This window comes from Ruegeria sp. TM1040, from assembly GCF_000014065.1.
Taxonomy (GTDB): domain Bacteria; phylum Pseudomonadota; class Alphaproteobacteria; order Rhodobacterales; family Rhodobacteraceae; genus Epibacterium.
Genome location: NC_008044.1, coordinates 2,247,808 through 2,270,183, shown reverse-complemented (window position 1 = coordinate 2,270,183; position 22,376 = coordinate 2,247,808). Strand labels below are relative to the sequence as shown.

General features: G+C 60.6%; 18 protein-coding genes. 11 read left to right on the top strand and 7 right to left on the bottom strand.

What is annotated here, in order from left to right:
- Positions 1-78: 78 nt before the first annotated feature.
- Positions 79-1,533: a Na+/H+ antiporter NhaC gene (gene nhaC / locus TM1040_RS15210; RefSeq protein ID WP_011539483.1), complete on the bottom strand. Its 1,455-nt coding sequence runs from the start codon at positions 1,531-1,533 to the stop codon at positions 79-81.
- A 591-nt stretch (positions 1,534-2,124) separates the two neighbouring features.
- Between nhaC and TM1040_RS15205 the strand changes: the two genes are divergently transcribed.
- The gene (locus TM1040_RS15205) at positions 2,125-2,775 is read left to right on the top strand and encodes a helix-turn-helix domain-containing protein (RefSeq protein WP_044026855.1); all 651 of its coding nucleotides are present in this window, start codon (positions 2,125-2,127) and stop codon (positions 2,773-2,775) included.
- A gap of 82 nt (positions 2,776-2,857) precedes the next feature.
- Positions 2,858-3,349: a hypothetical protein gene (locus tag TM1040_RS15200; RefSeq protein ID WP_011539481.1), complete on the top strand. Its 492-nt coding sequence runs from the start codon at positions 2,858-2,860 to the stop codon at positions 3,347-3,349.
- A gap of 57 nt (positions 3,350-3,406) precedes the next feature.
- On the opposite strand, the gene TM1040_RS15195 is transcribed toward TM1040_RS15200, so the two are convergent.
- Positions 3,407-6,121 (bottom strand): EAL domain-containing protein, encoded by a 2,715-nt coding sequence (locus TM1040_RS15195; RefSeq protein ID WP_011539480.1) that lies wholly within the window; start codon positions 6,119-6,121, stop codon positions 3,407-3,409.
- A 305-nt stretch (positions 6,122-6,426) separates the two neighbouring features.
- Between TM1040_RS15195 and TM1040_RS15190 the strand changes: the two genes are divergently transcribed.
- The gene (locus tag TM1040_RS15190; protein WP_011539479.1) at positions 6,427-7,809 is read left to right on the top strand and encodes an MATE family efflux transporter; all 1,383 of its coding nucleotides are present in this window, start codon (positions 6,427-6,429) and stop codon (positions 7,807-7,809) included.
- Positions 7,806-8,240 (top strand): glyoxalase superfamily protein, encoded by a 435-nt coding sequence (locus TM1040_RS15185; protein WP_011539478.1) that lies wholly within the window; start codon positions 7,806-7,808, stop codon positions 8,238-8,240. Before TM1040_RS15190 ends, TM1040_RS15185 begins: the two co-directional genes overlap by 4 nt.
- A 109-nt stretch (positions 8,241-8,349) precedes the next feature.
- Here the strand turns inward: TM1040_RS15185 and TM1040_RS15180 are convergent, their stop codons facing one another.
- Genes TM1040_RS15180 through TM1040_RS15170 form a run of 3 tightly spaced genes read right to left on the bottom strand, consistent with a single transcriptional unit; the run spans position 8,350 to position 11,252 of the window.
- Positions 8,350-8,955, bottom strand: coding sequence for a TadE/TadG family type IV pilus assembly protein (locus TM1040_RS15180; protein WP_011539477.1), 606 nt, complete (start codon positions 8,953-8,955; stop codon positions 8,350-8,352).
- Positions 8,956-8,958: 3 nt separating this feature from the next.
- Positions 8,959-9,507 carry a TadE/TadG family type IV pilus assembly protein gene (locus TM1040_RS15175; RefSeq protein WP_011539476.1) on the bottom strand — a complete coding sequence of 183 codons (549 nt, stop codon included), beginning with the start codon at positions 9,505-9,507 and terminating at the stop codon, positions 8,959-8,961.
- Positions 9,504-11,252, bottom strand: a complete 1,749-nt coding sequence (locus tag TM1040_RS15170) for a TadE/TadG family type IV pilus assembly protein (RefSeq protein ID WP_011539475.1) — start codon at positions 11,250-11,252, stop codon at positions 9,504-9,506. The genes TM1040_RS15175 and TM1040_RS15170 overlap by 4 nt, the downstream gene beginning before the upstream one ends.
- 386 nt (positions 11,253-11,638) lie before the next feature.
- Between TM1040_RS15170 and TM1040_RS15165 the strand changes: the two genes are divergently transcribed.
- Entirely contained in the window at positions 11,639-13,069 is a 1,431-nt protein-coding gene (locus TM1040_RS15165) for a Glu/Leu/Phe/Val family dehydrogenase (RefSeq protein ID WP_011539474.1), read from the top strand.
- Positions 13,070-13,175: 106 nt separating this feature from the next.
- Here TM1040_RS15165 and TM1040_RS19795 read toward each other — a convergent pair whose 3' ends face one another.
- Both TM1040_RS19795 and TM1040_RS19790 read right to left on the bottom strand, forming a co-directional pair.
- A complete protein-coding gene (locus TM1040_RS19795) occupies positions 13,176-13,940 on the bottom strand; it encodes a CPBP family intramembrane glutamic endopeptidase (RefSeq protein ID WP_011539473.1) in 765 nt (254 codons plus the stop codon).
- Positions 13,940-14,551, bottom strand: a complete 612-nt coding sequence (locus tag TM1040_RS19790; protein ID WP_049763249.1) for a TetR/AcrR family transcriptional regulator — start codon at positions 14,549-14,551, stop codon at positions 13,940-13,942. Before TM1040_RS19790 ends, TM1040_RS19795 begins: the two co-directional genes overlap by 1 nt.
- 251 nt (positions 14,552-14,802) lie before the next feature.
- Here TM1040_RS19790 and TM1040_RS15150 point away from each other — a divergent pair, with 251 nt between their 5' ends.
- The 6 genes from TM1040_RS15150 to dnaG all read left to right on the top strand — a co-directional run bounded on the left by TM1040_RS15150 (position 14,803) and on the right by dnaG (position 22,375).
- Positions 14,803-16,068: a sarcosine oxidase subunit beta family protein gene (locus TM1040_RS15150; RefSeq protein WP_044026853.1), complete on the top strand. Its 1,266-nt coding sequence runs from the start codon at positions 14,803-14,805 to the stop codon at positions 16,066-16,068.
- A 66-nt stretch (positions 16,069-16,134) separates the two neighbouring features.
- Complete coding sequence (locus tag TM1040_RS15145) at positions 16,135-16,413, top strand: sarcosine oxidase subunit delta (protein WP_011539470.1); 279 nt, start codon at positions 16,135-16,137, stop codon at positions 16,411-16,413.
- Positions 16,410-19,355, top strand: a complete 2,946-nt coding sequence (locus TM1040_RS15140) for a sarcosine oxidase subunit alpha family protein (protein ID WP_011539469.1) — start codon at positions 16,410-16,412, stop codon at positions 19,353-19,355. The genes TM1040_RS15145 and TM1040_RS15140 overlap by 4 nt, the downstream gene beginning before the upstream one ends.
- Positions 19,348-19,905 (top strand): sarcosine oxidase subunit gamma, encoded by a 558-nt coding sequence (locus TM1040_RS15135; RefSeq protein WP_011539468.1) that lies wholly within the window; start codon positions 19,348-19,350, stop codon positions 19,903-19,905. Before TM1040_RS15140 ends, TM1040_RS15135 begins: the two co-directional genes overlap by 8 nt.
- 38 nt (positions 19,906-19,943) lie before the next feature.
- Positions 19,944-20,300: a hypothetical protein gene (locus TM1040_RS15130; RefSeq protein ID WP_011539467.1), complete on the top strand. Its 357-nt coding sequence runs from the start codon at positions 19,944-19,946 to the stop codon at positions 20,298-20,300.
- A gap of 65 nt (positions 20,301-20,365) precedes the next feature.
- Complete coding sequence (gene dnaG / locus TM1040_RS15125; protein ID WP_011539466.1) at positions 20,366-22,375, top strand: DNA primase; 2,010 nt, start codon at positions 20,366-20,368, stop codon at positions 22,373-22,375.
- The last annotated feature ends 1 nt before the right edge of the window (position 22,376 follow it).

Below are 22,376 nucleotides of genomic sequence, written 5' to 3'. Positions count from 1 at the left end.
CACTGGCTCACTGCGTCTGTGCAGGAATGCAGGGTGATATGCGCCCGATTTGTAGTCAGGCGCATATCCTTGTGAGTATTACTCTGCGGGGTGCTGCGCGGCTTCTGCGCGCACGGTGTCAGCCGCTTCGGCCTTGGGTGTAAAAAGGCCGGTCCATGCGTAGAAGATCCCAAAGACCGGGGCCAGCCAGCAGGCAAAGGACAGCGGGATGTAGAGCAGGTTTTCGATCTTGCCGTCCGAGACACCCAGCGCGAGGGCCGAGATCACAAAGGCGCCACCGGCGTTCCACGGGATCAGCGGCGAGATGATGGTGCCGCCTTCCTCGGTGGCGCGTGCCAGGTTCAGGCGCGAATAGCCGATACGGTCGTAGACCGGCTTGAACATCCGCCCAGGCAGCGCGATCGAGAGATAGGGATCGCCCGCCACGGTGTTGGTCGCCATGGAGGACAGGATCGCCGAGGTCTGCACACCCGCGATGGTTTTCACCCGCTTGGTCAAAAGCTCGATGATGGCCGCAAGGCAGCCCGTGCGCTCCAACGCGCCGCCAAAGCCAAGCGCGATCAGGATCAGAGAGATGGTCCACATCATCGACTGGATCCCGCCCCGGTTCATCAGCGAGTCCATTGCGGCGACGCCGGTTTCGACCGAATAGCCGTAGTTGGCATAGGTGAAAACGTCATGCAGCGATGCGCCCTGCACAAAGATCGCAATCAGAGACGCTACCACGACACCGATGAACAGAGTCGGGATCGCCGGCATGCGCATCATTGCAAGCCCGACCACCAAAAGCGCGGGCAATAGCAGCCAGGGCGTGATGTCAAACGACCCCTCCAGCGCGCCCTTGAAGCTCTCGATGCGTTCAAAGGAGGGCGCGCCGTCACCAAGGTTGAACCCCATCACAGTGTAGATCGCCAGCGCGATCAGCATCGCGGGAACAGTGGTCGGCAACATGTTGCGGATGTGGTCAAATAGCTGCGTATCAGTCACGGCCGGGGCCAGGTTGGTGGTATCCGAAAGGGGCGAGATCTTGTCGCCAAAGAAGGCGCCTGAAACCACCGCGCCTGCAGTCCAGTAGGCCGGGATGCCAAAGCCTTCGCCGATGCCCATCAGCGCGAGACCCACTGTGCCGACCGTGCCCCAGGATGTCCCGAGGGCAAGCGAGACGATGGAGCAGAGGATCATCCCCGCCGCGAGAAACAGCTCTGGCGAAAGCAGCGACAGCCCGTAATAGATCAGCGTGGGAACGGTGCCGGAGGCGATCCATGTGCCAACGATCATGCCGACAAGGATCAGCACCGACACCGCCGGGAAAGACACTGCGATCACATGAAAGGCGCCTTTTTCGATCTCATCCCAGCTCAGCCCTTCGATCAGGCCCACCACCGCGGTGAGGGCGATCCCGATTGCAAGTGGGATATGGGGGGTGAAATCCCCAAAGTAAAAGATCTGCACCCCAAGAATGGCGAGCGTCAGCACGATCGGCAGCAGCGCTAGGCCGATGGAGGGACGGATGTCCGTTTTCTGCAATGGCATAAAAGATGTCCTCTTTATCGTGAAGAAGGCCGACCCCCAGGGCGCTGTGATCCGCCAAAAAAAAGGGGCTGGCCGTTGGTGAGTACGTGGGAGGGTGGGTCAACCCGTCGCGTGGCGTTCGAGTGGGGGAACTGTGCGGAGCGTGCAGAGAGGCCCTAACCAGCCGAGAGTTTCTGCGCGGTGGCGCGGGATCACATCCCGATCATGTTCGGCTCGCTTTGGCCGGTGGCAATCTAAGCAGCAAGAGCGGGGAATTGGGGTCATCACATGATCCTGAAACACAAAAACACACTGGGAATGAACGAACTTGGACATTGTGAGAGGGCACTACGGCCCAGTTAGGGATGCGGCCCCTGCCTAGGGCGTGCGTCTGCGTCGGACTGTCTTGGAAACGCCGCAACGGGCGCGAGGACCGCCATCAGGCGACCCGGCGAGGCTCAGGTTTGGACTGCGTACTGCGGGGTTGGGCCTGGCGGTGTAGGCAGGTTTCATGGCTATTTGCTGGCCTCGCCTGTGTTGGTCATGCATACTTTCACCCAAATCGATCTCGCTTCCGGCCTATGGGAAATTTTTGGTAAAATAAGAAAAAATATGTCTGAAACAACAGGAAAAGAGTCTTCGTTTTCCGCCGACACGCATTCGGCGGTGCTTGATGAAGGAGAAAAACAGCGCATACGACTTGAACTCGGCAGGCGAGTCAAAGGCTTACGCAGCGCTGCGGGGATGACGCTCGAGCAAGCTGCTGAACGCACGCGACTTGCCGTTTCGACGATCTACAAGATCGAAAACGGCAAAGTATCCCCGAGTTTTGAGAATCTGCTGCGACTCGCGCGGGGCTATGGCGTTGGACTGGAAAAGCTCATCGCTGAACCTGAAGACGAGGTTCACACCACCCGGCTCACTGTGACGCGGGCGGGGCAGGGGCGCTCGGTCGAGGGCAAGGTCTATGATTATGAAGTGCTGTGCAACGGGCTCACCGGGAAGAAGATCATCCCGCTGATCGGCACCATCTGCGCCAAGGGCGAAGGCGTGCCTGCCCACTTGGACCGCCATGATGGCGAGGAGCTGTTGCTGGTGCTCGAAGGGGAGGTCGAACTGCGGGTGGAGCATTACGAACCAGTGATCCTCGCCGCCGGAGACTGCGCCTATTACGACAGTACCCTGCGCCATGGTGTGCGTAGCACCGGCCCTGACAAAGCGCGGGTGTTCTGGGCCTGTACCCATCTCGGGGCCCTGAGCTGATCCGTCGCGCGATCACCAAAAGGGCTGTTCGATCCCGGTGTTTTTCGCTAACCCATCGCCAGTGATCCGAGGGAGACCGTAAATGAGCCACGAAATCGACAGCGGCGAAGTACTCGCCACCGTGGAAGCATCGCCAGCCCGCCGGGTGATTGGCGTGGCCATGTTGATCGGGCTGGGGCTGATGACCCTCTATGTCGCCATGGCGAGCACACCGGGCGTGGCATGGCAGGGGTTCCTGATGCTTGTGTCGGGCTTGGCGCTCTGGATGGGCTATCGCATGTGGCATGCCACCGCGCATCGCATCGAGCTCACGGCGGCGGGGCTGCGCTGTTCGGATGGCACCGAGATCATTCGCATCCAGGATCTGCAGCATCTTGATCGCGGCTTTTTTGCGTTCAAGCCTTCAAACGGGTTCCTTATGCGCAGCACGACATCTGCAGAGCGCTGCTGGTATCCCGGTCTTTGGTGGCGCATGGGACGGCGCATCGGTGTGGGCGGGGTGACTCCCGGCTCCCAAACCAAGACCATGACCGAGATTCTTGCGGCACTGATGGTCGAGCGCGACGCAGGCTGAGCGGCTGGTGACCGCGCCAAAGATCGCACCACAGATGATGCGCGCCTTTTTAGGGGCTTATCCGGTCTTTGGCATCTGGCGCGCTGCATTCCAGTCCTGCGCCCAGAGCAAAAAGCGCTCCTGATCCATCGGGCGGGCAAAGGCAAAGCCTTGCAGCACATCTGCGCCTAGCTCCGACAGAACCTGTGCCTGCGCCTCCGTCTCGACTCCCTCAACCACCGTTTCTGCCCCAGCACTTGCGGCCATCTCGATGAGGCCGCGCATCAGATCGCGCCTGGCGGGTTTTTCATCAATACCGGAGGTGAACATCCGGTCGATCTTGAGCCGGTCGGGCTTCAGGGCGAGCACCCCCGCGATGCTGGCGTGCCCGGTGCCAAAGTCATCGATTTCAATTGCGATGCCCATCGCCTTGAGCGCGGCAATCTGGTTGGCGTAATTCTCGGTCAACTGATCGAGAAAGACCGTTTCAAGGAGTTCAAACGCCAATCCATCTGGTGGCAGATCCTCGCGCTGCTGGAGTTCCTTGATCAAGTCGGGGTGCCCCAGCCGCTCCGCCGAGACATTCACCGAGAGGCTGGGAAGCGCGATGCCGTGGCTCGCAAAATTCCAATACGCCGCAAGGGCAAGATCGAGAATTCGGCGATCAAGATCGGCCAGCATGTTCACTTCTTTTGCGACGGGTACAAAAACATCCGGACTCACGATGCCGCGCACGGGATGGTGCCAGCGCGCCAGCGCCTCACAGCCGGCGATTTCCATGGTCTTGCCATCGATCTGCGGCTGCAGCGTCACCTCGATTTCATTATTGGCGAAAGCCTGTTTGAAATCCCGTATGAGGTTCATCTTTTCGTCATGAGCCGATCCGATGGAGGCGGAATAGGCGTTGACGCAGGAGCGTCCGTCAGCCTTTGAAGCATAGAGCGCAAGATCTGCGCGTCGCAGCGCCGCGCCGAGCGTTTCGGGCGGCTTGCAGAGGGCAAATCCAATGGAGGCACCGACCTGCAGATCGGTTGCTTTGTATCTGACGGGTTGCAGCAATTCGAACAACAAGTCCGAGCAGTATTCAAAAGCGTCGTCTTGGGTGCCCGCAAACTCCATGAGGACTACAAACTCATCACCGCCGATGCGGAAGGCAAAATCACGCCCTGTTCTGATCTTTTCGGAGAGCCGCTGGGCAGTGTGTTCCAGCACCACATCTCCTGCCTCATGGCCGTAGGTGTCATTGATCTCCTTGAACCGATCTAGGTCGATCGCAATGAGCAATGTCGCGCCAAGTGGTCCGGTGCTGGTCTCGACCGCAACCTCTTCGAGGTACTTGCGGTTGCCAAGTCCGGTGAGTTTGTCATGCCGCGCCGACCAGGCGTTTTCTTCTTGCGCCTCGCGCATGGATTCAAACGCCTCTTCGGCCAAAAGGCGGCTCATGCGTTCCTTGCGGATCGAGTCGACACGTGCGTTGATTTCCGCCTCCACCCGGTCGAGAACCCGGTTGTAGCGGTAGGCAAGCACACCGTATTCGGTGGACCGGTCGATGCGTACGCGGCGGCTGAAAGAGCCGGAACGCTGATGCCGTTTCATTTCGGCCAGCAGGTCCATAAGCGCGTTTCGTTGGTTGTTTTCGGTGAGATTCAGCCCGCGCACCTCGTCCTTGGGGTGGACGCGCAGCAAACCTCTTGCGCGCAGCAGCAGGATCAGCGGCGCCATCGAGCAGACCACCCATCCGCCAACTGCAGTGATACCCAGCGCCTGAATGCCCAGCTGTGCCAGCCGGCTGCCTGCGGGCAACAGGTCAACCGGGGCAGTGAAGGCAATCGAGAGCGTCCCGATCAACCCCGCGGCCAGATGCACGGGGACGGCGCCCACAACATCGTCGATCTTGAGCGCGTCGAGTATATCGCGGGCGATGATTACGGTGACTGCGCCAAGGGCGCCGATGCCAAAGGCAACTGTGCCTGTCATCAGGTGCACCCCGGCGGTGCCCGCGACCAATCCTCCGAGAAAGCCGTTCACCAAAAGCTCTGCCCTGACGTGCCGAAAAAGGCCAAGCCCGATGGCAATGCTCGCCACCCCTGCGCCTGCCGCCAGCAGCATGGTGCGCGCAATAATCGGGCCAACACCGGTCCCAAACGCCATAGCGGAGCCGCCGTTGAACGCACCCCAGCCGACCCACAAGAGCAATCCGCCCAGCGTGACCAGAGAGATCGAGTACTCATCAAACCGACGTTTCTTGGGGCCATATCGCCCGAGCCTCGGCCCGAGGATGATAATGGTCACCAGAGCGGTCCATCCCCCCACGCTGTGTACAACCGTCGCGCCTGCAAAATCGACAAATCCCATCTGGCGCAGCCAGCCCGCCTGGTTCCAGATCCAATGCCCGACAACCGGATACACAAGGGCGCTGAGCGCAACAGAGACCACCATATAGCCCAGAAATCGCTCCCGCTCGGCAACTGCGCCCGAGACGATCGTGGCTGCACTTGCCGCAAAGGCCATCTGAAACAGGAAAATCGACGCCGCGTGACCGCTGTCATTGTCGAGCGCGAGCCAAAACTGTGTGGTTCCAAAGAGGCCATTGAAGCTCTCGCCAAACATGAGGCCAAAGCCGACCAGCCAGAAACAGGTACTGACGATGCAGACATCGGACAGGTTTTTCAGCGCGACATTGGCGGAATTTTTCGCCCGAACGGTGCCAGCCTCAAGACAGAGGAAGCCAGCCTGCAACAGCAGCACAAGAAGCGCGCAGACCAGAATCCACGAGGCGTCGAGGTCAGACATCAGGGGACATACCCAAAGAAAAAGATACGTTTTCGACAGTCACCATAGCCGCGTGCGGTCAAGAAACCGTTACTACCTCCTTTACGCAGCCCTTACGTCCCGTGCCGCCATTGGGCTTGACGCAGGGGACGCGAGGGCCTAGCGAAAGACGAGGGAGCAAGCCCCTGCCGCCCGCTGGCCATTCTGGCCTTGGTGAAGTCTTGCATACGGATATGTCTTTTGATCATCCTCCACGCCTGTCGCGCGGGTGGTAATGCGGGTCCCATCCAGTTCTTGCGCGATACCTGCAAGAGGAGATCGGGGATATGTCTACCTCCCCTCCAAATCGATTTTTGACCGCCCGCTTGGGGCCGGTTTATGCAAAAACTGCGTTGCCCATCATCTTTGTGATGGGGATGAACGGCTTTTTGACCGTGGCGGACGCGCTGTTTCTGGGGCATTTCGTCGGGCCCGAGGCTTTGGCCGCTGTGACGCTGATGTTTCCCGGCTACATGTTGGTTGTGGCTCTGGCAACGCTGGTGGCCAGCGGCATGTCCAGTCGGCTGGCCCGTCATCTCGGTGCGGGCGATACCGAGGCGGCGCAGGCCGATTTTGCGGCGGCGCATGGTCTGGCGCTCTCGGTCGCGGTGGGCCTCATGGCGGCTTTTGCGCTCTGGGGGAGCGCTGTGGCGCATGCCGCCGCCGGGGGCGACCGCCTCCTTGCTGACATGGGGCACACCTATCTGCGGATCACTGTGGGGTGTACGCCGCTCCTGTTCGTGCTCTCGGTGAATTCCGACGCCTTGCGTAACGAGGGCCGGGCCGGACTGATGGCCCTCATGAGCCTTGTCGTCTCGCTGTCGAATATTGCGTTCAACTATCTGCTGATCGCCCAAGCGGGATTGGGCGTGGCGGGATCGGCGTTGGGAACGGCTTTGGCACAGGTTCTGGCGCTCTCGCTGATCGTGGCGTTTCGCCTGCGTGGCGATACAGTTTTGCGGCCAAGCTGTCTTTGGCGACAGAGCCTTTGGGGCGGCTGGGGGCGGATGCTTGCGCTGGGCGCGCCGCAGAGTCTCAACTTTATCGGCATCGCCTTGGGGTCGGCGGTGATTATGTTTGCACTGCAATGGGTTGATGTCTCTGATTATGCAACAACGGTGAGCGCCTATGGGGTCATCACACGACTTTTGACCTTCACGTTCCTGCCGCTTTTGGGGCTGTCGCATGCGATGCAGAGCATCACCGGGAACCTGTATGGGGCAGGTCAAATCCTTAGAGTGGGGCAAAGCCTCCGGTTCGCGGTCGTGAGTGCCTTGATCTATTGCGCGGTGATGCAGGCCGGTCTGACGTGGGGCGCTGCATGGATTGCAGCGTGGTTTGTGGACGATCAGGGCGTTATCGAAGACGTTGCGCGCATCCTGCCCATTCTTGGCGCTCTTTTTGTGCTCGCGGGGCCGCTCATGATGGTGGCAATGCATTTTCAGGCGATAGGAGATGCCCCGCGGGCTGCGCTTCTGGGGCTCTCCAAACCCTATCTGTTCTCGATCCCACTGACCTTTATGCTTGCTGCGCTTTGGGGGGAGCCCGGGATCTGGCTTGCTGCGCCCGTTGCCGAGGCGGGGCTCCTTGTGCTGACGGGGCTGGTTCTGCTGGACCTTCGTCGCCGGCGTGACCAAGTGACCTCCAAAGTGCAGGAGCGCCGCGCATGACCGAGAATTTGCCAACGATTGCACAGGCCAAAGCCATGGCTAGAGAGTGGCGCGCAGCCCGCCAGCAGGCGGGCGAGAGCCTGCGCCACGGCGCGGCGCTTGAACATGTGGCCCGGCAGCTGGGGTTTCGCGATTGGAACCTATGCGCTGCGATGCTGTCGCAGGCCGAGGCGCAGCGTTACCAGCCCGGGCAGGTGGTCCGGGGGCGCTACCTGTCGCAACCCTTTTCCGCGCGCGTGCTGCGGGCGACCGCGGTAGAGGGGCGCGTGGGCTGGGTCAGGCTGGAGCTGGATCTGGAGGTGCCGGTTGACGTGGTCACATCACAGCGGTTCTCCAGTTTCAGACGCCGGGTCAACGGCGTGATTGGCCCTGAAGGCTTCAGTCGCGAGCAGACCTCTGACGGGCAACCGCATCTGGTGATCGATCCTTAATCCCGCGCGGGTCATCCGCGTCCCATCTTTGACAGAGCAGCAAAGGCCGCCGGGCTCAAGCTCCGGCGGCCTTTGCAATTCAAACTCGAACGCTTGCGCGCTGCGGCGATCAGGAACCCGTGTCCGTCACGTCATCGTCATGCACCGTGCCATCGCTTACGACGGTGCCTTCAAAGGCCACCAAGGAGGCGAAACGGGGACGGGTGAAGATCAGATTGTAGATTTCACGCTGCCCGATCCCGATTTTGAACGCCGGGTCGACGTTGTTCCATGTCTCGACCACGATGACACGTTCCTGATCGGGCATGGTGGGGAGCTTGTCGTTGATCGCGGTGACGGTGGCATCCGTCCAGATGTCGAGCTGGTTGCCACGTTCGACGGACCAATCGACATAATAGCGATCATCCGCAGCGTCCCAGCGGATCACCGAAATGCGCATCGACATATCAGAGCCCGCGCGCGCCATCAGCTTGCCGAGGGTATAGATACTGTTGATGTATTCGTCGTTTAGCGCCGTGGTTTCCCGCGAAATCAGGTCTGAGACGGTATAAGCGGCCTTGGTGTTGACGGTTTCCTGACGGAACAGGTCAAACAGCGTGTAGGTCGCCGCAAAGACAAACAGCAAGAGTGGCAGGTAGAGCGCGGCCTCGACGGCAATGTTGCCCTCTTCATCGCGGCGAAACGCCCGAAACTTATGTGCGATTTTTCTGAACATGGATCACTGAGGCTCCTGAACAAAGGCGCTGGAGGCAAAGAGGTTCAGGCGGCCATCGTCATCTTTGCGAATGGCTTTGCCGAGACCCCAATGCGGAAACAGCGCTTCGATGCTGACGCAGGCGCGCAGATACATCAGGTCATTTGAGGCCCCGTTGGTGAAGGTCAGAACCGGATCGACCTCTTCGACACTGTCGACGCAATCGGGCTCGGGCGGGATGCCCGCCCAGTTGAACGGATCCAGGCGCACCATCTCCAGCTTCAGGGACACATCGCAAGAGGCTTGATCGATGAAACTGGTGCGTGCGCAGATCGTGTCGCGAATGTCGTCATGCTGCATGTCTCCGCCGGTACCGAGGCGAATGTCGCGCACGGTCATGTCCATGGCACGATCCAGCATGATCTGACGGAAAGTGATCATGCCGAGCTCCACCGAGGCAAAGAGCACCATCAGCATCAGGGGAAAGAGCATTGCAAACTCGACGGTTGCATTGCCTTCTTCATCGCGACGGAACTGCCGGAGCGGTTTGGATATAAAACGCAGATGGATCATTCTGTCAGCCTCAGTTGGCGGATCGCGGAGGCAATTGAAGCGAAGGCATCGGAGATCTCCAGCCCGTCAACATCGTAGTAATGGGATGCAGAGCTTGCGCAGGCCTGCAGGACTTCCTGGCCTCGACTCGGAGCCTCAAACCCGATGGTAAAGACCACAACGCCCTTGGCTTTGGCCGCTTCACAGATGTCCAGCGTGCGCGCGTCCTTTGTCGTGGAGCCGACAGAGCTGAACAGACCGGAGAACCAGTAGTAATTCGCGTTGCTCATCCAGTCGCCGAACAGGCGATCCCGCAGATACCTGAGCGAGGTGTCGGCAAAGAGATCAGGATAGCTCAGCTGTACGGCCGTGCCGGGCTCGTCCACGGTGCGGGTCTGCCAGGACCCGTAATAGCAGTTGCCGTAGTAGAGCGTGCCGGTGCAGTAGGTTTCCTCGTAGGTGCCGTTGCCATAGGGGTGATCCGCCCACCGCTGCAAGTTGTCCCAGTAATAGGGTTTTGAACCGCGGTTGGGGTCATAGGTGGAATAAACACGCTCTTGGGCGTTGTACCAAACCGGGCTGTCGCCCTCGCGGTAGCTGTTCCTGAGGTAGTACTGCGACGTATTCTGACCGTCGGTCATCATCACGATCACCTTCAGCGTCTCTGTATCCGTGTAGGGGACGGGACGGTTGGCAAAGCGCGATGCGATGGACTGATTGGGATTTGCATCATCAGCCAGCGAGGCAATCACGGGCTGCACGGATGGGTCGAGAAGGGCAGAGCCCCATTTCATGCCGAGGTCAATCGATGTGTTCTCGGATGGGACAAAGGCGTCGATGTAGTTTTGCAGCTGCGTGACATTGTCCGACAACAACAGCGCGGTGCGCTCTGGGTTGTCGGAATGGGCGGCACAGGTCGGCTGACGAACGAGGCGGGTTCTTGAGCGATAGTCGCCGCTGTTCCAGACGGTGAAGTGCATGGTGCGCTCGTAGGCCTGGGTCGTGCTGATCCCGGCGTTGTTGAAATCGGACCCCGAGAAGTTGATGCAGTGGGAGTAATCGTGCTCGCTGCTGACGTTCAACTCATCAAGAAAGGCCTCCGGCATGGAAACCTGTGTCGAGTAGGGCACGATGGAAATGCTCATCTTGCCGTCTTCGGTGTTGTCATCCATCGTCTGGACGAACTCTTTGGCGGCGCGTTTGAGGTTCACCAGGCGATCATTGCTGCGCATCGATCCCGAGACGTCCAGCACCAGCGAGATCTCGACGTTGCCGATGCTCTCCACCGCCGTTGAGGACGCCAGCAGCGGGAGTGTGATTGGCTCAAGCTGGTAAGTATCGGGATTGCGGATGTAGTCGTCGTAAAAGACGTTGTTCATCCAGGATGCAGTGAAATTGGTATCGACGCTCGCCTTTACGCGCTTTGCCGTGGGTGAAACCTCAGGGACGACCACCGTGGTGTAATCGCCAAGGCCCGACTTTGACATGTAATCGAGAACCACTGCCTCGGGATCGAGGGGCTGGTCGAGATCCGCTGCCGCAAGTACCGCGCGGTCCAGAGTGTATTGCAGTTTGGTACGGTCGCGTTCGAGGCGTACCATATCCATACCCAGACCGCCGATCATGAACATCAAGACCACGATCATAATCATCGGCTTGGCAAGGACACCACTTTCGTCCCTGCGAAACTGACGCATGCGGTCCACAATGGCCCGGCGACCGAGCGCACCGGTCAGGGCCGATGAAGTCCAGAAGTTTACCTTCATGTTTCCGTCTTTCCTTCTGTCCGCGGGCACGGCGCACAGCGCTCAGGGGCGAAAGCGGGCGCGCGCAGGAGGACGTAAAATTACTCTTCATTATTCGTTGACGAAGGTGGCCGAACTGGGGCGAAAACCGGCCCAAATTGGCGTTTCTGGTGCAAGTTTGAGCTTAATTGTATCGGAGTTTGGGGGTTGTTGGCGGGGTTGAAACAATCTCGACGCCTCGCGCCCGGCGAGCGGGCGGGCTTCACACGATTCGTTTTCAGAAAAGTTCACAAACTGCCAAAAAATTGTGCAAAATCGGGGAATATCAGTCGCAGTTGGTAACGTTCTCTGCATAGATGGGACGCATAGTAACCACTTGAGTCGTTTCAGAAGGACGGGATCACCCCATGAGCAATCTCAAAGAACCAAGCTTCCGTGAAAGTGTGGATCTCATGTTCAACCGCGCCGTGGCGCTGATGGATTTGCCGCCGGGGCTTGAGGAAAAGATCCGCGTCTGTAACGCCACCTACACGGTCCGCTTTGGGGTGCGCCTGCGCGGGCAGATCCACACGTTCACCGGGTATCGCTCGGTCCACTCGGAGCATATGGAGCCGGTCAAAGGCGGCATTCGTTACGCGATGGGGGTGAACCAGGACGAGGTGGAGGCGCTCGCGGCGCTGATGACCTACAAATGCGCGCTGGTGGAAGCGCCCTTTGGGGGCTCCAAGGGCGGTCTGCGCATCGACCCGCGTCAGTATGACGAACACGAGCTAGAGCTGATCACCCGTCGTTTTGCCTATGAGCTGGCCAAACGCGACCTGATCAACCCCTCGCAGAACGTGCCCGCGCCCGACATGGGCACCGGCGAACGCGAGATGGCCTGGATGGCGGACCAATACGCCCGGATGAACACCACGGACATCAACGCCCGCGCCTGTGTCACCGGCAAGCCGCTCAATGCTGGCGGTATTGCAGGCCGCGTCGAGGCCACGGGCCGGGGCGTGCAGTACGCACTGCAGGAGTTCTTCCGGTACGAGGAAGACAAGGCCAAGGCCGGTCTCTCTGGCACCCTCGATGGCAAGCGCGTCATCGTGCAGGGCCTCGGGAATGTGGGCTATCACGCGGCCAAGTTCCTCTCCGAGGAAGATGGCTGCAAGATCGTTGCGGTGATTGAACGCGATGGCGGTCTCTACGATGAGAACGGGCTCGACATCGAAGACCTGCGCGCGTGGATCGAAAAGCATGACGGCGTCGATGGCTACCCGTCGGGACGCTACATCAAGAACGGCGCCAAATACCTCGAAGAGGACTGCGACATCCTGATCCCGGCGGCGCTTGAGGGGGTGATCAACCTCTCCAACGCCGAAAACGTGAAGGCCAAGCTGATCATCGAGGCTGCGAACGGTCCTGTGACCGCGGGCGCAGATGAGATCCTGCGCAAGAAGGGCACGGTGATCATTCCGGACATGTATGCCAACGCCGGCGGTGTGACGGTTTCCTACTTTGAGTGGGTCAAGAACCTCTCGCATATCCGCTTTGGCCGGATGCAGCGCCGTCAGGAAGAGGCACGCCACCAGCTTGTGGTCGATCAACTGGAAATGCTCTCTGAGAGCATGGGCAAGACATGGTCGCTCGATCCCAAGTTCAAGGAAAAATACCTCCGCGGTGCAGGTGAGCTGGAGCTGGTGCGCTCGGGTCTCGATGACACCATGCGGATTGCCTATCAGTCCATGCGGCAGGTGTGGCACGAACGCGATGACGTCTCTGATCTGCGCACCGCCGCATATCTCGTCTCCATCGACAAGGTTGCCTCGAGCTACCGCGCCAAGGGCCTCTGAGCCCTATTCATATCTTTGGAAAGCGGCGGGTGTTATCCCGCCGTTTTTCTATGGGCGACGATCACGCGACAGGCCCGCTGCGCCGTCTTGTGACCCGAAACAGAACTCAGGGCTGCGGCCAGAGCCCAAACTGGCCGAGATGCGCATAGACCAATGCAACCGCGCCAGCAGCAAGCGCCAAATAGGGCCAGAGGCTCGCTTTGAACCATGCGTTGGGATCGCGAAACCCGGCAAAGGTGGCAAAGTTCGAAGCAAGATTGACGGTCAGATGGATCAGGATCGCGGGCAATATCGAGCCGCCTGACAGCGTGTATGCCGCGCCGATGATCACGGCATAGAGCAGACAGTGCGCGGCAAACAACGGCAGGGTGATCTGGGAATGTGGCGTGTCGATCGTCCAAAGGGGCAGGTGCCAGATCAGCCAGACCACCCCGATCAGAAGCGATGCCGAAAGCCACCCGATCCGTGGATTGAGGTCTGCCTGCATGATGCCGCGCCAACCGAGTTCTTCGCCGAGTGGCCCAAGGATCAGATTGAGCCCAACCATGGCTGCGATGACGCCCGGCCCGACCGGACGCCGCTGCTCGGGCGCGAAGGGGCGGAGCATGAGCAGCATCAGGAGCGGTGCAAGCACCAAGATCCAGACGACCGGCGGGACGGTGGAGAATTCTATGCTGTGCAACAGCAGAGCGGGCAATTGACCGTTCTGCGCACTGATAAGGATGGCCGCGAGCGATGGCCCCCAGACCATGACGAGCCAGAAAGGCAAACCTGCAGCGCTTTCGGGCGTTCGGGCCGCCGGGATCGCAACAACGCAGGCAAAGCTCAAAAGCGAAATGCCAAAGGTTAGCGCGAGAAAACCGATCAGCATCAGGATGTCGCCGCCACCCGCTTCAGTTCTGCGATGACCGGCTGGAGCTCCGCTTGCGATGTCAGCAAGGGCAACAGAGCCCGAAGCGCTGTCGCGGTAAATCCCGCTGCCTCTTCTGGGGGCCACTCGTTCAATATGCGGCGGCGGTTGATATGAGCGGTGATCGTCAAAAAGAGCTCGGCGACATGGGCGGGGGCTGCGCCCTCAGCGGTGTGGCCCCGCAGTCTTTCGTGCAGGACCGGGCCGAGCTCTGCGGGTATCGCCTGTTCAAGGCTCGACAGGTAAGCGCGTTTCTCCTCGGGCGTGTGAAGATGCGAGACCAGACCGGGATCATTGCCAAGGTCGCTTGACCCTACGCGAAGAAGCGCGGGGATCGGAGAGCCTTGCGCGGCTTTTAGCTGGTCTGCAAGACGGCGCACCTCCTCTGCTACCAGCGCATCAAGGACCGCATGCTTGTTGGCAAAATGATGATAGAGCCCGCCCCGTGAAATGCCGCTGGCAAGGCGAATGTCTTCCATCTCGGTGCCACTGAAGCCACGCGCGGCGATCAGCTTTTGGGCGTTTCCTAGGATTTCGGCCCTGCGGGCACTGCGGGAGAGGCGGGTACGCATACACTCTATTACCGACATTAGTCGGTAATGGCAATCGAGACGGGAAAGAACGGCGAAAACAGAGGGCAGTTGCATGGAGATGAAATTGCACTGGACATAAGTGCCTAGTTCGTGCCCACCTAGCGCAAATAGACTGTGGTTTTGTCGCCCGTGGGCTAGGAGCGCAGGCTCAAACCCGCTAGCACTTGGCACAGAGATTGCGGTGTGTATCAGTGCTGCACATCGTCGAGACACCGTTTGAGGAGTGGGCCATGGGGTTTTCGGAAAAGTTTTCCGGCTGGCGCGTTTTGAAAGAGGGGCTGACCGGCAACAAAGGCTGGACCGCTCATTGGCGCGACCCGGAACCCAAGCGCGAATATGACGTGGTCATCGTCGGTGGAGGTGGGCACGGGCTGGCTACGGCTTATTACCTCGCCAAGACTCACGGGCTTAGGAATATTGCGGTTCTTGAAAAGGGCTACCTTGGCGGCGGCAATGTCGGGCGCAACACAACCATCGTGCGCGCCAACTATTATCTGCCCGGCAATTCGGAGTTTTATTCCCATTCTCTGAAGCTCTGGGAGGGGATGGAGCAGGATCTCAACTACAACGCCATGATGTCCCAGCGCGGCATCCTGAATGTGTTTCACAACGACGGTCAGCGCGATGCCGCCGTGCGCCGCGCCAATTCCATCATCAATCAGGGTGACGATGCAGAGATCCTCTATCGCGATCAGCTGAAAAAGCTGGTGCCGTTCCTGAACTACGACAACAACCGCTTTCCCATCATGGGCGCATTGCTGCAGCGCCGCGCGGGGACGGCACGCCATGACGCGGTGGCCTGGGGCTTTGCGCGTGGCGCAGATCAATACGGTGTCGATCTGATCCAGAATTGCGAAGTAACCGGCATTGATGTCGATGGCGGAAAGGTCACCGGCGTGCAAACAGTGCGCGGCCCGATTAAGGCCAAGAAGGTTGCATTGGCGGCGGCGGGGCGGTCAAGCCAGGTAGCGGCGATGGCGGGGCTGACGCTGCCCATCGAGAGCCATGTGTTGCAGGCTTTTGTGAGCGAAGGGCTGAAGCCGGTGATCGACCATGTGATCACCTTTGCGGCAGGGCATCTCTATATCAGCCAGTCCGACAAGGGCGGTCTGGTGTTTGGCAGCTATCTGGATTTTTACAGCTCCTATGCGGCGCGGGGGAACCTAGCGATGCAGGAACATACGATGGAGGCGATCACCGCCATGGTGCCCGCCGTCACCAAGGCGCGTCTGTTGCGCAGCTGGGGCGGCATCATGGATATGACGCCGGATGGCTCGCCCATCATTGATGTGACGCCGATTGATGGTCTCTATCTCAATGCAGGCTGGTGCTATGGCGGCTTTAAGGCGACGCCCGCCTCGGGGGATTGTTTCGCGCATCTGATCGCTACCGGTCGCCCGCACGAGGCGGCCACGCGGTTCAGGCTCGACCGGTTCCGCAGCGGCTTTGGTCTGATGGACGAGGAGGGCACCGGTGCGCAACATAATCTGCACTAAGCGCTTTTCGCGCAGCTGGGGAGCCTCCGGCGGGGATATTTTTAAGAAGATGAAGGGGCGGTTTTCATGAGGATCACCTGTCCGCTGTGCGGCGCGCGCGACCACCGCGAGTTTACATATAGGGGGGCTGCCTTGGCAGTGCCTGCGCTCGACGCCGGAGAGGCCGCGTGGGACGCGCATGTGCATCTGCGCGACAATCCGGCTGGACCACATGAGGAGCTTTGGCAGCATTCGATGGGTTGCGGGGCATGGCTGAAGGTACGGCGCAATACTGCAACTCACGAGATGCTAGATGTGATGTTGGCTGAGGACGCGGAACTCGCAGTGCCGGGGGAGGCGTCATGAGAGTATCTGGCAAGGGGCTTCTGTCCGGCAACCGGACTGTGAATTTTTCCTTTAATGGCAAGGCCTACATGGGGCTGGAGGGGGACACGCTGGCCTCGGCGCTTTTGGCCAATGATGTGCACTTGGTGGGGCGGTCGTTCAAATACCACCGCCCGCGGGGTATCCTGACAGCAGGCTCCGAGGAGCCCAACGCGCTGGTGAGCGTGGGACGCGGGGCAGCGCGAGATCCAAATATCCGCGCCACCCAGCAGGAAATTTTTGAGGGGCTGGCAGCGCAGAGCCAGAACTGCTGGCCTTCGGTCGAGCGCGATGTCATGGCGGTGAATGATCTGGCAGCGCCCTTCCTTGGGGCGGGGTTTTATTACAAGACCTTCATGTGGCCAGCGCCCCTGTGGGAGAAGTTCTACGAGCCGATCATTCGCCGGGCGGCGGGGCTTGGGGCCTTGTCCGGGGCGGCCAACAAGGACCCTTACGAGAAGGCCTTTGCCTTTTGCGACCTGCTGGTGATCGGGTCTGGCCCAGCCGGGCTGATGGCTGCACTGACGGCAGGGCGTGCGGGGGCGGATGTGATCCTCGCCGAGGATGACAGCCGGATGGGCGGGCGTCTTCTGGCGGAGATCGAGGAGATCGACGGCAAGCCCGCGCATGTCTGGGTGGCAGAGGTGCTGGCGGAGCTGGAGGCCATGGAGAACGTGCGTCTGATGCCGCGCACCGCGGTCACCGGCGTCTACGATCAAGGGACCTATTCGGCGCTCGAGCGGGTTTCGCACCACCTTCCGCCGAGCCAGTCCCTGAAGACCGCGCATCGCCCGCGCGAGTGTTTCTGGCGCATCGCCGCCAAAGCCGCGGTGCTGGCGGCGGGGGCTATTGAACGCCCCATTGCCTTTCGCAACAACGACCGCCCCGGCATCATGATGGCGGGGGCGGTGCGGGCCTATCTCAATCGCTGGGGAGTTGCGCCGGGCGAGCGGATCACCGTGTTTGCCAACAATGATGATGCCCATCGCACCGCGCGGGATCTGGTGGCGGAGGGCGTGCATGTCACCGCCGTTGTCGACAGCCGCCATGACGCGCCCGACAGTGGCGAATTCCCCGTCATCAAGGGCGCGGTGATCTGCGACAGCGCCGGGCGGCAGCGGCTGGAGAGTGTCACCATCCGCAGCGTCAATGGCGAGGAAAAGCTGCAAACCGATTGTCTGGCCGTATCTGGCGGCTGGAACCCCTCGGTGCATCTGACCTGCCACATGGGCGCGCGCCCGGAGTGGAACCGGGAGCTGACGGCGTTCCTGCCCAAACCGGATGCTGTGCCGGGTATGGTGGTCGCAGGGGCTGCCAATGGGGTGTTTTCTACCCATGGTGCCCTTCGAGACGGGGCCGAGGCGGCCGCGACGGCATTGGGCAAGATCGGGAGGTCTGCTGCTGCGGTGGCTGTCCCCGAGGCCAGTGATGCGCCTTACCAGATCAGCCCTCTGTGGGCAGTGCCGGGCAAAGGGCGGGCGTGGCTGGATTTCCAGAACGACGTCACCGTGAAGGATGTGGCGCAGGCAGCGCGGGAGAACTTCCGCTCGGTCGAGCATATGAAGCGTTACACCACACAGGGCATGGCCACCGATCAGGGCAAGAACTCCAACGTGGCGGCCTTGGCGGTGCTGGCCGATGCCACCGGGCGCAGCATACCAGAGACCGGTGTGACGACGTTCCGCCCGCCGTTCGTGCCTACCTCTATCGCCGCAATGGGGGCAGGGGCCGAAGATCAGGGATTTTTGCCGCAGCGGTTCTTGACCTCGCACAAGGCATCGCTGGCGCGTGGCGCCGCCAATATCGAGGTCGGACTGTGGTATCGCGCCAGCTATTTTGCCAAGGACGGCGAGAGCACCTGGCGGCAATCCTGCGACCGCGAGGTCACCATGGTGCGCAATGCCGTGGGGGTCTGCGATGTCTCGACCCTTGGCAAGATCGACATTCAGGGACCAGACGCGGCAGAGCTGCTGGATCTGGTGTATACCAATCTGTTCTCCACGCTGAAGCTGGGGCGCGTGCGCTATGGTCTGATGCTGCGCGAGGACGGCTTTGTCATGGATGATGGCACCACCGCGCGGCTGGGGGAAAACCACTATGTGATGACCACCACCACCGCGGCGGCGGGGCAGGTGATGGCGCATCTGGAATATCTCACGCAGGTGGTGCGCCCGGACCTTGATGTGCGCTTCACGTCTGTGACCGATCAATGGGCGCAGTTCTCGGTGGCTGGCCCCAAGGCGCGCGATCTGATCGACGCGCTGGTGGATGAGGACGTCAACGGTGAGACCTTCCCCTTCATGGCCTGCGGGGTGATCACCGTGCTGGGCGTGGCCGGGCGGCTGTTCCGGATATCGTTTTCGGGCGAGCACGCCTATGAGATCGCTGTGCCCGCGCGCTACGGCGAGGCACTTTATGAGCGGCTGCTGGAGCGGGCTGAGGCGCTGGGCGGTGGACCCTACGGGATGGAAGCGTTGAATGTGCTCCGGATCGAAAAGGGCTTTATCACCCACGCGGAGATCAATGGCACGGTGACGGCCTTTGACCTTGGTATGCAGGGGCTTGTGTCGAAAAACAAATCCTGCTGGGGCAAGGCCTTGTCCGAACGGGATGGGTTGATGCATGACGACCGGATGCGGCTTGTGGGCCTCAAGCCCGTGGGCGCGGCACAAGAGATGAGCGCAGGGGCGCATCTCTTTGATCCCGACGCCACTGTCGAGCGGGTCAATGACCTTGGCTATGTGACATCGGTGGGGTTCTCACCGACGCTGGGGCATATGATCGGGCTGGCGATGCTGTCGGGCGGGCCGGACAGGATGGGCGACACTATCCGTCTGGTGGATCACACCCGGGGCATCGACACCCTGTGTGAAGTGGTGAACCCTGTGTTCTTTGACCCTGAGGGAGGGCGCGTTCGTGGCTGAGATCAAGATGCAACTTGCCGCAAAATCCCCCTGTGAGGGGCTGTTGCCGCTGACCATAGGTGATGTGACCCTTACCGAGGACATGCCCGCAGCCATGACGTTGATTGCGCCCTACAAGGGGCGCAAGGACGCATTGAGCAAGGCTCTGAACGCGGCGCATGGCATGGCGTTTCCTGCGCCAAATCGCGCGACCGGCAAAGTCGGAGGGCGTGCCATCTGGTTTGGCCGGGCGCAGGCTTTGCTGATCGGGCCCGCGGCTGATCCGAGCCTTGCAGCGCATGCGGCTCTGACCGATCTCAGCGATGGCTGGGCGGTGGTGCGCCTAGAGGGGGATCAGGCCGAGAATGTGCTGGCCCGTCTCATCCCCATTGATCTGCGCGCCACGGTGTTCAAACGCGGCCACACTGCGCGCACCGAGATCAAGCACATGATGGGATCGATCACGCGCATTGGGCCAAAAGCGTTTCAAATCATGGTGTTCCGGTCGTTTTCTGAGACGCTGATCCATGATCTGAAAAGAGCGATGGAAGCCGTGGCGGCACGGGGCTAGATTGAAAGGGATCACGAAACTGATTCCGGAGCTGATCCATGATCCGCAACATCTTCGCTGCCGCGTTTGTGGCCGCGCCCCTTTTCGCCTCTCCTGCTAGTGCCGATGACTACGGCAAGGAAGACAGCTGCAAATATCAGGGGCAAGTGATGGCCGCCGTGCAGGCCGCGCGTCTGGACCGGGTGCCCGAAGCCAAGGTCGAAGAGACCATTCGCGCCAGCAATCCAGAGTGGCCGGAGAATTTCTCCAATGCGATTCCGCAACTCACCCAGCATGTCTACCAGATGAAGCGCCGCGATCTGAAAAACATCGACTTGGGTGAAGTGTTTGAAACCCAGTGTGTCGAGAACTGGGATCAGATCCAGGAAATGAAGAAGAACCTCTCCGGAGGCTAACGCCCGCATCTGTGCAGCCCGGCCTGCCGGGCTGCATTTTCCTCTGAGCACTGGACCTTTTGTGAATGTCGCTGCCCCCCGGTTTCCTTGATGAATTGCGCACCCGCATCAGCCTGTCTGACGTTGTCGGGCGCAAGGTCATGTGGGATCAGCGCAAAAGCCAGCCGGGCAAGGGCGACATGTGGTCTCCGTGCCCCTTTCATCATGAAAAAACCGCTTCTTTTCATGTGGATGATCGCAAAGGATTTTACTACTGCTTTGGCTGTCACGCCAAAGGGGATGCGCTGAAATTCGTGCAGGAGACAGAGAATGTCTCCTTTATGGAGGCGGTAGAGATCCTTGCGGGCGAGGCCGGGCTGGAGATGCCCAAGCGCGACCCCAAAGCGGCTGAGAAACAGGACCGTCGCACGCAGCTTGCTGAGGTGATGGAACAGGCGGTGAAATACTTCCGCCTGCAACTCAAGACTCAAGCCGCGAGTGAGGCGCGCGCCTACCTCGCGCGTCGGGGGCTTGATGCGGCAGCGCTGGACCGCTGGGAGATCGGCTTTGCCCCCGATGGCTGGCAGAACCTTTGGGATGCGCTCAAAGGCAAGGACATCGCGGATGATCTGATCCTCGGTGCCGGGCTGGCCAAACCCTCGAACAAGGGCAAGAAGCCCTATGATGTGTTTCGCAACCGGATCATGTTCCCGATCCGGAATGCGCGGGGCCGGGCGATCGCCTTTGGCGGCCGGGCGATGGATCCCAATGACAACGCCAAATACCTGAACTCGCCGGAAACCGAGCTGTTTGATAAGGGGCGCAATCTCTATAACCACGGGCCCGCGCGCGCGGCCTCGGGACGGGGCAGCACCTTGATCGTGGCCGAAGGCTACATGGATGTGATCGCGCTGTCCGAGGCGGGGTTCCAGTCGGCGGTGGCGCCCTTGGGTACAGCCGTCACCGACAACCAGCTGCATCTTTTATGGCGCATGTCGGACGAGCCGGTGATTGCGCTGGATGGGGATACGGCTGGTCTGCGCGCGGCGATGCGGCTGATCGATATGGCGCTGCCTCTGCTCGAGGCCGGGAAGTCCTTGCGCTTTGCCATCATGCCCGAGGGCAAGGACCCAGATGATCTTATTCGCGCCGAGGGACCAGAGGCGGTGCAGGCGGTGCTGGATCAGGCGATTCCGATGGTACAGCTGCTCTGGCGCCGCGAGACCGAAGGGCGGGTGTTTGACAGCCCCGAGCGCAAAGCGGCCCTGGACAAGTCCCTGCGTGAAAAGATCAAATTGATCCGTGACCCTTCTATTCGCCTGCATTACGCCAATGATATCAAGGAGCTTCGCTTTCAGCTCTTTCGCGGTCAGCGTGGCGGTGGCGGGCAGGGGGGCACCGGCTATGGCCAGCGGTACGGCGGTTTCAAACCGGGCTCCCGCATGCAGGGTGGATTTCGCGACGGCGCCCGCATGCCTTGGGGTGCGCCGCCCCCGCCCCGCAGCACCACACGGGCCTCGATGGTGGCCTCCTCCGAGGAACAGGACTTTGCCCGCGTGCGCGAGGCGGTGATCCTCGCCACAGCAATCACCACGCCCACGGTGATCCCGGAATTCGAAATCAATCTTGAGCGCATGCAGTGTCAGGACATGGAACATGCCCACCTGCGCGATCTGGTTCTGCGCTATGGGATCGAGGCCCCGGAGCGGTTGCGCGACGAAATTGCCTATGCTCTTGGGCCGGACGCTCTTGAAAACCTGCTGTCGCTGCGCCATGTGGCTATTAGCCCCTGCGTGCGCAAACCTGGCGACCTGGATATGGCCAGCCTGACCCTGGCCGAGGAATTCGCAAAACTCGAGAGCATCGCGGGGTTGAATGCTGAGCTGGCGGAAGCCGAGGAAGATCTGGATGGTCTGGCGGATGAGGCCCTGACCTGGCGTTTGCGTCAGGCGGCAGAGGCCCGCAACCGGGCTGTGCGCAGCGAAAATGAGGATAAGGCAACTTACGACGTGGGGGAGAACGGGGCGCGGCTCAACCGGGATGAGCGCGATGCCTTCGGAGACCTGCTCAAGCGAATCGGTTTCAACAGCAAATGAC